The sequence below is a fragment of the Micromonospora sp. AMSO31t genome (genome assembly GCF_008868175.1).
Classification (GTDB): domain Bacteria; phylum Actinomycetota; class Actinomycetes; order Mycobacteriales; family Micromonosporaceae; genus Micromonospora.
Window position 1 is genome coordinate 1 of record NZ_WBKT01000213.1, and the last position, 9,011, is coordinate 9,011.

Annotated in this window: 10 protein-coding genes and 1 riboswitch; of the genes, 5 read left to right on the plus strand and 5 right to left on the minus strand. The window is 77.1% G+C overall.

Features of this window, described 5'->3' with window-relative positions; all coding sequences use genetic code 11:
- Positions 1-83 precede the first annotated feature (83 nt).
- Positions 84-218, minus strand: coding sequence for a hypothetical protein (locus F8274_RS32400; RefSeq protein WP_255474590.1), 135 nt, complete (start codon positions 216-218; stop codon positions 84-86).
- Positions 219-263: 45 nt separating this feature from the next.
- A riboswitch (cobalamin riboswitch) is annotated at positions 264-393 on the minus strand.
- A 307-nt stretch (positions 394-700) separates the two neighbouring features.
- Between F8274_RS32400 and F8274_RS28505 the strand changes: the two genes are divergently transcribed.
- A complete protein-coding gene (locus F8274_RS28505; protein ID WP_225854015.1) occupies positions 701-1,408 on the plus strand; it encodes an MBL fold metallo-hydrolase in 708 nt (235 codons plus the stop codon).
- A 7-nt stretch (positions 1,409-1,415) separates the two neighbouring features.
- On the opposite strand, the gene F8274_RS28510 is transcribed toward F8274_RS28505, so the two are convergent.
- Both F8274_RS28510 and F8274_RS28515 read right to left on the minus strand, forming a co-directional pair.
- Positions 1,416-1,748 carry a hypothetical protein gene (locus F8274_RS28510; RefSeq protein ID WP_151465457.1) on the minus strand — a complete coding sequence of 111 codons (333 nt, stop codon included), beginning with the start codon at positions 1,746-1,748 and terminating at the stop codon, positions 1,416-1,418.
- Between the two features lie 116 nt (positions 1,749-1,864).
- Entirely contained in the window at positions 1,865-3,082 is a 1,218-nt protein-coding gene (locus F8274_RS28515; protein WP_151465454.1) for an MFS transporter, read from the minus strand.
- A 144-nt stretch (positions 3,083-3,226) separates the two neighbouring features.
- Between F8274_RS28515 and F8274_RS28520 the strand changes: the two genes are divergently transcribed.
- Both F8274_RS28520 and F8274_RS28525 read left to right on the plus strand, forming a co-directional pair.
- Positions 3,227-4,216, plus strand: a complete 990-nt coding sequence (locus F8274_RS28520; RefSeq protein ID WP_151465455.1) for a LacI family DNA-binding transcriptional regulator — start codon at positions 3,227-3,229, stop codon at positions 4,214-4,216.
- A 68-nt stretch (positions 4,217-4,284) separates the two neighbouring features.
- On the plus strand, positions 4,285-4,980 hold the full coding sequence (locus tag F8274_RS28525; RefSeq protein ID WP_192580031.1) for an alpha/beta hydrolase: 696 nt from the start codon (positions 4,285-4,287) through the stop codon (positions 4,978-4,980).
- A 6-nt stretch (positions 4,981-4,986) separates the two neighbouring features.
- Here the strand turns inward: F8274_RS28525 and F8274_RS28530 are convergent, their stop codons facing one another.
- Positions 4,987-6,165 (minus strand): aromatic acid exporter family protein, encoded by a 1,179-nt coding sequence (locus F8274_RS28530; protein WP_151465456.1) that lies wholly within the window; start codon positions 6,163-6,165, stop codon positions 4,987-4,989.
- Positions 6,166-6,281: 116 nt separating this feature from the next.
- On the minus strand, positions 6,282-6,905 hold the full coding sequence (locus F8274_RS28535; protein ID WP_225854016.1) for a TetR/AcrR family transcriptional regulator: 624 nt from the start codon (positions 6,903-6,905) through the stop codon (positions 6,282-6,284).
- Positions 6,906-6,975: 70 nt separating this feature from the next.
- Here F8274_RS28535 and F8274_RS28540 point away from each other — a divergent pair, with 70 nt between their 5' ends.
- Positions 6,976-7,926, plus strand: coding sequence for an FAD-dependent monooxygenase (locus F8274_RS28540; protein ID WP_225854017.1), 951 nt, complete (start codon positions 6,976-6,978; stop codon positions 7,924-7,926).
- A 350-nt stretch (positions 7,927-8,276) separates the two neighbouring features.
- A partial coding sequence (locus F8274_RS28545) for a DUF3153 domain-containing protein (protein ID WP_225854018.1) occupies positions 8,277-9,011 on the plus strand: 735 nt, incomplete at its 3' end.

Consider the following 9,011-nt stretch of genomic DNA (forward strand, 5'->3'; position numbering starts at 1 on the left):
CGGCGGGTACGCGGGTCCGGCGGACGGCTCACCGACGGCAGGTCGGCAGGGGCGCCCGGCCGGGTGCGAACCCGGCGGGGCGGTCAGCGGCGGACGGCGCGGGCCCGCCCGGCGCGCGGCACGGCGGCCTGCGGGGCGGCGGGGTGAGCGGTCAGCGGCGCGTCGGTGCGCGCCGGCCGGGAACGACGATCGTCGTCGATGGCGGAAAGGCCGTGCATCGGGTCCTCCTCGGGTGTCCACGCCCTGGGGCTCTCCGACGGCCGAAGTATCCTGGCTTCCGGATCGACGCTCTCCCCCGGCCTTCCAACCGCGCACGCACGGCCGTGACTCACGAGGGGGGATCGCTCCCCGGTGACAGTGGCGGGACCGCGCCGGAATCGCACCGGCTTCCTTCACTGCCGTCAGGCCGCGAATGCTGCCACAGCCGCCCGGGCCGGGTCAACGCCGGGTCCCCGGCCCGCCGCCCGGCCCACGGCATCCGCAGCGGTCGATTCGGCCCCCGCGCCCGTCGCCTCGATGGCAATGGCGTGAGTCGATGGGAAGGCGCGCATTCCGGCATTCCGTGGCGGCTATTCCCGGCCGCCGTCGCTCGCACTGGACGATCGGCGTCGTCGCAGCCGGGGCCACCCGGAGCGGCAGCCGGCGGATAGCATCGCGGTCGGCTGTGGATGGCCTGCCACGGAGCGGGGAGGAATTGCCGGTGACGCTGCGACACCTCGACGGCCGGGTCTGGTTGTTCCCCGGCGATCCCGACCCGCTCGCGGTCCGCCCGACCGTGGCGGTGGTCGCCGACGAGCGCGGAAGTGTGATCGTCGACGCGGGCCAGAGCCCCGCCCACGCCCGCGAGGTCCGGGCCGCGCTGGCGTCGGCCGGGCTGCCGGCGCCGCACTGGCTGGTCTACACCCACCACCACTGGGACCACGTCTGGGGCGCCTGCGCCTGGCCGGAGGTGGAGATCGTCGGGCACGAGTCGGCGGTGGCCCTGCTGCGCGCCGAGGCGTCCCGGCCGTGGAGCCACCGCTACCTGCGCGAGCAGGTCCGCGAGAACCCCCGCCTCGGGCACAGCTTCCGCGCCCGGGCCCTGGCGGTCGACTCCTGGGACGGCTTCGCCGTGCTCCCGCCCACCCGCACCTTCGCCGACGAGCTGACCCTGCCCACCGGCGTGGTGGTCCGGCACGTGGGCGGCCGGCACGCGCCGGACTCCGCGGTGGTGCGGGTGCCGGACTCCGGGGTGCTGCTGCTCGGCGACTGCTGGTACCCGCCGCCCGCGCACCTGCGGACGCCCGAGGACGGGCCCGACCTGGCGCTCGCGGCGAGCCTGCTCGACGACGACGTCGCCTGGTTCGTCTCGGCCCACGAGGAACCGCTGCGGCTGGCCGAGGCGCGCGCCGCGCTGGCCGGCGGCTGAGCCGGGGTCAGCGGGCGCGCCGCTCCGGGTGGGCCCGGTTCCAGGCGCGCATCCGCTCCGGGTAGCCGGTGCGGCCGGCCTCGTAGAGCGGGACCGCGTGCTTCTGGGCGATCTTCCCGGCGACCCGGGGCGTGCCGACGCGGCGGCGGATCCACTCACCGTCGTGGGCAACGGCCACCACGGTCGTGTCCGTGGCCGTGGTCTCCGGCTCCAGGTAGAACTCCACCCCGCGCCGGCTGGTCACGAACGCCTCCAGCGCGGCCAGGTCGTCCCGGTTCGCCTCCCGGTCGAGCTTCGTCGGGGTCGTCGGGTCGGCGGCCCGTCGGCTGAACCAGCCCATGCCCGCCTCCTCTCCTCGGCGTTCCATCCAGTGCAGCACCCCTACCTGGGAACGGGCTGCGAGCCGGGTGGGAGTCGGTTGAGCCGGTCGGCGGGCGGCGGCGGGGGGACCGCCGGTCAGCGGGCCGGCGGCCGCAGGATCGGGACCAGGGCGAGGGTCGGCAGCAGGAGCAGCGGGACCAGGCCGAGGGCGTCGAGGATGCCCAGGTGGTCACCGAGGAAGCCGAGCAGCGGCGGGCCGGCGAGGAAGGCGGTGTAGCCGATCATGGCGACGACGCTGACCCGCGTCGGCGCCCGGTCCTCGTCGTCGGCGGCGGCGCTCATCCCGACCGGGAAGCCGAGCGACGCCCCGACGCCCCACAGCGCCACCCCGACCACGGCGAGCGGCCCGGAGCCGGCCAGCACGGCGCACGTGGCCCCGGTGACGGCCAGCGCGATCGTGCCGAACAGCACCGGCACCCGGCCCCACCGGTCGATCGCCACGGTCCCGGCGGTCCGGCCGAGGGTCATGCCGACCACGAACACCCCGAAGACGGCGGCGCCGGCCGCCTCGCTCGCCCCGTACCCGTCGACGAACGCCACCGCCAGCCAGTCGTTCGCGCTGCCCTCGGTGAACGCCATCACCAGCACGAACAGGCCGATGAGCAGGGTGCGCGGCTCCCGCCAGGTGGCCAGCAGCGCGCGCCGGTGCGCGGCCGGCTCGACCGGGCCGGCCGGCTCGGCCGGCGCGGGCAGGAAGGCCCGGACGCCGAGGAGCGTGCCGGCCAGGACCAGCACGGCGATCACGGGCAGGTGCCAGCCGACCGGCACGCCCAGCCGGGCCGCGCCGGCGCCCAGCCCGGCCCCGGCGACCGAGCCGAGGCTCCAGGCGGCGTGGAACCGGGGCATGATCGTCCGGCCGAGCCGCTTCTCCACGGCCGCGCCCTCGACGTTCATGGCGACGTCGCAGGTGCCGGAGCCGTACCCCACGGCGAAGAGCCCGACCACCACGCCGACCAGCGAGCCGCCCAGGCTCGCGGAGAGGCCGGCGACGGTCAGGCCGAGCGCGACCAGCACGGTAGAGGCCGCCACGGTGCGGGCCGGGCCGAGCCGCAGCGTGACCAGGCCGGCGGTGGACATGGCCACCAGCGCGCCGGCCGACATGGCCAGCAGCAGCAGGCCGAGCCGCCCGGCGCTGAGCCCCAGCGACTCGCGGATGGCGGGCACGCGGGCGAACCAGGTGGCCACCGCCAGCCCGTTGAGGGCGAACACGACCGCCACGCCGGTGCGGGCGGCCAGGACCGCCCGCGGGGTCGCGGCGCCGGCGTCGGCCGGCGCGTCGATGGTGCTGCTCACCGTGGTGTCGTCCTCTCCCGCAGGGTCGTCCGACGACCATCGCACACCTGAGAGCGCTACCACCACAAACGCTCCCACCCCTTACCCCGGCCGGTACCGACCGGGCATGATGCCGACAGAACGGCCAGCACGGGAGGACCAGACATGGAGACGCCGACCACCCGCCCCGCGACCCTCGACGACGTGGCCCGCGCGGCCGGGGTGTCCCGGGCCACCGCGTCCCGGGTGCTCGGCGGCTACGGGTTCGCCTCGGTGGACGCCCGGGACCGGGTGGGCGCCGCCGCCGACCGGCTCGGCTACGTGCCGAACACCACGGCCCGCGCGCTGGTCCGGGGCGCCGGCGTACGCCTCGTCGTGGCGGTCTCCGGCACCGACGCCACCGTGCTCGACGACCCGTACGTGGACCGGCTGGTCAGCGCGGCGGCCCGGGTGTGCGCCCCGCACGGGGTGGGTGTGGCACTGGAGTGGCTGCCGCTGGGCGCCCCGGCCGGGCTGCGCCGGCTCGGCGGCGACCGGAGCGTCTGCGGGGTGCTGCTGGTCAACACCACCGCGCCGGTGCTCGACGCGGTGCCCGCCGGACTGCGCGGGCGGGTCGTCTCGATCGGCACGGGCTCGCCGGCCGTCCCCTCCTTCGACGTGGACAACGCCGCCGGCGCCGAGGCCGTGCTGCGCCACCTGCACGCCGGCGGTCGCCGCCGGATCGCCATGGTCACCGGCCCGCGCTGGCTGAGCTGCGCCGAGCGGTCGGTGACCGCGTACCAGCGGCTCATGCGGGCGGCCGGGCTGCCGGTGCGGCTGGTCACCGGCGACTTCACGGCCGCGCGGGGCGGCCGGGCGGCGCTGGAGGCGCTCACCCGTTGGCCGGACACCGACGCGATCTACGCGGCCAGCGACGCCACGGCGCTGGGCGCGATCGCCGCGCTGCGCGGGCGCGGGATCGGGGTCCCGCACGACGTGGCGGTGGCCGGGTTCGACGACATCCCGTACGCGGCGGTGAGCAGCCCGGCGTTGACCACGGCCACCCATCCGGTGGCCCGGATCGCCACGGCTGCCGCGACGGCGGTCCTCGACGGCCGCCCCGTGCCGCCGGTGACCGCGTTCCCCTCGACCCTGGTGGCGCGCGAGAGCGCCTGAGCGTCGGTGGTTGAGCGGCCGGCAGCCGGGTATCCGCCGCCCGACCCGACCGACGACAGGGGGGCGAGGTGACCGAACCCGCGCCGCCGCACCGGCAGCCCGACGAGGGATACCGGCACGGCCGGCTGACCGCCCGCCCCGCCACCGTGACCGCGCCCGGCCCGACGGGTCCGGCCGAGGTCCCCGACCCGGCCGGCGGGCCGCCCGCGCTGCGTCACGTGCCGGCCGGCGGGGCGGGACCGTACCGGCTGGTGCTGCTGCTGCACGGTGCGGGCGGCTCGGCCCGGCAGGGCCTCGACCTGCTGCTGCCGCTGGCCGACGCGCACCGGCTGCTGCTGCTCGCCCCGCAGGCGCTCGCCAGCACCTGGGACCTCATCGCCGAGGGGTACGGCCCGGACGTGGCCCGGATCGACGCGCTGCTGGCCGCGACGCTCCGCGCGTACCCGGTGGCCGGGGTGACCGTGGGCGGCTTCTCCGACGGGGCCTCGTACGCCCTCTCCCTGGGCCTGACCAACGGCGACCTGGTCGACGCGGTGCTGGCCTTCTCTCCCGGCTTCGCCGCGCCGCTGGTCACCCACGGCAGGCCCCGGCTGTTCGTCTCGCACGGCACCGACGACCGGGTGCTGCCGGTCGACGTGTGCAGCCGGCGGCTGGTGCCCCGCCTGCACACGCTCGGCTACCCGGCCGAGTACGCCGAGTTCGCGGGCGGCCACGAGGTGCCGGCGGAGATTCGGCGGCGGGCGGTGGACTGGCTGGCGGGGTGAGCCGGGTCAGTGCCCCGGCCCGGTGACGGCCGCGTCGACCCGGGCGAGCACTGTCGCGTCGTCGTCGCCGCCGACGCCCCGCAGCAGGTCGATGGCGGTGGCCCGGACCTGTCCGATGATCATGGCGAGCGGCAGGGTCTCGCCGGGGGTGAAGAGCCGGCCGGCGGCCCGGACCGCCTCCAGCGCGGCGACCTCGACCCGCTCGGCGTGGGCGTCGGCGATGCCGTCCTGCCCGTTCAGGTCGGCGGCCAGCGCGTCGCCGGCCGAGCGCACCGCCTCGCCGAGGGTCCGCACGGCGCCGCCCAGCTCGGCGGGGACCGGCGCCGGGCCCCGGGTCAGGGTGACGGCGGCGCGGGCCAGCACCCGGACGTTGCGGACCGCGTAGTCGATCTGCCGGATGGAGCCCCCCACGGAGCGCAGCCGGCCCAGGTGCCGGCGGCGGCGCACGTTCAGCCGCAGCGCCTCGCCGGCGGCCCGCACCGCGCCGCGCAGGCGCTCCACCCCGGCGTCGGCGTGCCGGGCCCGCTCCAGTGCGGCCAGCGCCGCCGCGTCGTCGCCCCGGTCCAGCGCGTCGGCGATCTCGTCGAGCACCGCGGCCAGCTCGGCGAAGGTGTGCCGGAACTCGTCGACCAGCGGGGCGAGCGGCCGGCGGGCGTCGACGAGCTGGCTGGCCACCACGGCCACCGCGCCGCCGATCAGCGCGTCGACGAACCGGAACGGGACCAGCGACTCGGTCGGCGGGGAGACCACCACCAGGTAGAGCGCGGAGACGGCCGCCTGCACCACGGTGACCGAGCTGGCGCCGACGGCCACGGCCAGGGCGACGGTGAGCAGGATGACGGTGAGCACGGTCCAGGTCGTGCGGGGGCCGAGCGCCTGCACCACCAGGTCGGCGACGAGCACGCCGGCCGCGACACCGAGCACCACCTCGACGGCCCGGCGCATCCGCTGGCCGCGGGCCTGGCCGAGCACGATCAGCGCGGCGGCCGGGGCGAAGAACGGCTGCGTGTGGCCGACCAGCCGGGTGGCGAGGATCCACGCCACGGTGGCCGCCAGGGTGGCCTCCACCACCGGCAGCCAGCCGCGCCGCAACCGCCCGGCCGCCTCCCGGACGGCCGCTCCGGGTCGCGGCGTGGCGTCGGACGCGCCGAGCCGGAGCAGCCGGACCACCTTCCACCCCGCCATGACCTGCCTTCCTGTCGCCCGCCCACCCATCCTGCGGCCTGGTCCGGCCGGTCGGCAGCGGTGCGCGCCACCGTGCGCCGGTGTCGGCGGTCACGGCCGGGGGCGGCCCGGCCGGGTCAGGCTCCGGTGAACGCCCTCAGCAGGGTACGCACCCCGGCCCGCAGGTCCTCCCGGCTGGCCGGGGTGCCGGGCGGCGGCGCGCTGAGCGCCCCGGCGCCGACCAGGCGGTCGAAGAGCAGCCCGTCGATGAACGCGACGAGCTGGTCGCCCTGCCGGCGCGGGTCCGGCGCGCCGGCGCGCGCCAGCAGGTCCCGGGCCTGGACGCGGAGCGCCGTGCCGTGCTCCAGGATCCGGCGCAGCTCGGGCCGGTGCACGGCCTCCAGCAGGCAGGCGTACCGGGCGAGGGCCCGGCTGCGGCCGGTGGTCAGCCAGCGGTCGAGCACCTCGGCCACGCCGGCGGCGAGCTGGTCGAGCCCGTCCGGCCCGAGCGCCGGGGCGGCGCGGGGCGGTTCGGTGGGCAGCTCGTGGGCCGCCAGGTCGGCCCGGTCGAGGTCGGCCAGGCGCTGGACCACGGCCTCGATCAGCGCCTGCCGGGTCCGCAGGTAGGCCGAGGTGGTGCCGGGCGGCATCCCGGCCCGCGCGTCGACGGCGCGGTGGGTGAGTCCCCGCATGCCGCCCTCGGCCAGCAGCTCGATCGCCGCGTCGGCCAGCCGGGCCACCCGGGCCGCCCGTCCACTCACTGTCGCCCCTCCTCACCGACGTTCTACGGATGTAGTATGGCGTTTCTACAGGCGTAGAAGGGTGGTCGGCATGGGCGAGCCGCACGCGATCGTGGTCGGCGCCGGCATCGGCGGGCTCGCCGCGGCGCTGGCCCTGCACCGCCGGCGCTGGCGGTTCACGGTCCTCGAACGCGCCGCCGAGCCGCGCGAACTGGGCACCGGCCTGACCCTCATGGCGAACGCGCTGCGCGGCCTGGACGCGCTCGGCGTGGGCGACGCGCTTCGCCGGCAGGGCGTGCCGGACTCGCCGGGCGGGCTGCGGACCAGCGACGGCCGGTGGCTGTCCCGGATCGAGGGCGCCGCGCTGGAGCGGGCGCTCGGCACCGCGGCGCTCGGGATCCACCGGACCGACCTGCACCGGCTGCTCCGCGCCGCCCTGCCGGCCTCGGCCCTGGTCACCGAGGCCGACGTGATCGACGTCGACCCCGACGTGCCCGCGGTGACGTACCGGCGGGACGGCACGACCACCACGCTCCGGGCCGACCTGGTGGTCGGGGCCGACGGGCTGCACAGCGTGCTGCGCGGGCGGCTCTGGCCGGATCTGCCGGCCCCGGCGTACTCCGGCTCGACGGCCTGGCGCGCGGCGATCCGCTGGACCGCGCCGGTGGCGACGGCCGTCACCTGGGGGCCGGGCCGGGAGTTCGGCACCGTCCCGCTCGGCGACGGCCGGCTCTACTGGTACGCGGCGGAGACGGCCCCGCCCGGCGGGCGCGAGCCGGACGAGCTGGCGGCCGTCCGGGAGCGCTTCGGCGGCTGGCACGAGCCGATACCCGCACTGCTGGCGGCCACGCCGCCCGGGGCGGTGCTCCGGACCGACCTGTTCCACCTGGCCACCGCGCTGCCGTCGTACGTCCGGGGCCGGGTGGCCCTGCTCGGCGACGCGGCGCACGCCATGACGCCGCACCTGGGGCAGGGCGCGGGGCAGGCCATCGAGGACGCCGTGGTGCTCGGCGCCGCCTGCGCGGCGGGCTGGACGACCTGACCGGCGCGCTGGCCGCGTACGACCGGCAGCGGCGGCCCCGCAGCCAGGCCGTCGCCCGGGCCTCGGCCCGCGCCGGGCGGTTCGGCCAGCAGTTGCGCCACCCCGCGGCGGTCGCCCTGCGCGACGGGGTGCTCCGGCTGACCCCGGCGAGGGCGGCGCTGCGCGGCGCGGCCCGGTACGCCGACTGGCAGGCGCCGGCCTGAGAAATTGCGCGCGCACAATCCTCCAGAATATCGATCGCGCGCGTTTTCCGGGTCGGCCGAATGGGAGAGCGGGCCGGTAAGATCGGCGACAGGCCTGTGACTGATCGCTGACTGCGGCACGTGACGGCGATCACACACACTGTGCCCATGAATACGAGACTCGGCCGCAGCAGGGCATTCCGCCTCGCGGTGTGTCTCGCCCTGGTGGCGGCACTGAGCGGCTGCATGCAGCTCAACCTGGGGCTGACCGTGGACCCCGACGACACGGTCACCGGCCAACTCCTGCTCACCGCCGAGAAGTCGGTGCTCAAGCGGCGGAACCCCGACGTCGCGGCGGCGTTCGCCGAGCTGCGGCAGAACATCCCCACCCTCCCCGCCGGCGCCGAGACGCGATACGAGGACGCCAACTACTACGGCATTCAGATCGCGTACCGGAAAACGCCGTTGTCGCAATTCACCAGCGAGAGTGTGAATCTGGCCCGGGACGGCGATCTCTACCGCTTCTCGCTCCCGCTCGATCCCAAGAAATACGGCGGAAAGGTTGCCGAACAGGATCCGCGGAACCAGCAGGCTTTCATGACCTTGATGTCGTTCGAGATCTCGGTGACCTTCCCCGGCCGGGTGCTGGACACCAACGGCACGATCAACGGCCGGTCGGTGAGCTGGAAGGTGGTCGCCAACCAGCCCAAGCCGGCCGAGCTGCGGGCCGTGGCCGAGGCCCCGGCGCGGCCGTCGGCCTCGGCCAGCCCGGCCGCCGCCGCGGCCGACGACGGCGGGTTCCCGTGGCTGCTGGTCGTCGGCGGGGTGGTCGTGCTGCTGCTGGTCGCCGTGGTCGTCGTCCTCCTGCTCCGCCGCCCGCGCGGCCCGGTCGCCGCCGCCCCG

Bases quoted from the DNA above. Each gene is read 5' to 3' on its own strand.
- F8274_RS32400 (WP_255474590.1), bottom strand. From the start codon at position 218: ATGCACGGCCTTTCCGCCATCGACGACGATCGTCGTTCCCGGCCGGCG.
- F8274_RS28510 (WP_151465457.1), bottom strand. From the start codon at position 1,748: ATGGGCTGGTTCAGCCGACGGGCCGCCGACCCGACGACCCCGACGAAG.
- F8274_RS28520 (WP_151465455.1), top strand. From the start codon at position 3,227: ATGGAGACGCCGACCACCCGCCCCGCGACCCTCGACGACGTGGCCCGC.
- F8274_RS28530 (WP_151465456.1), bottom strand. From the start codon at position 6,165: ATGGCGGGGTGGAAGGTGGTCCGGCTGCTCCGGCTCGGCGCGTCCGAC.
- F8274_RS28540 (WP_225854017.1), top strand. From the start codon at position 6,976: ATGGGCGAGCCGCACGCGATCGTGGTCGGCGCCGGCATCGGCGGGCTC.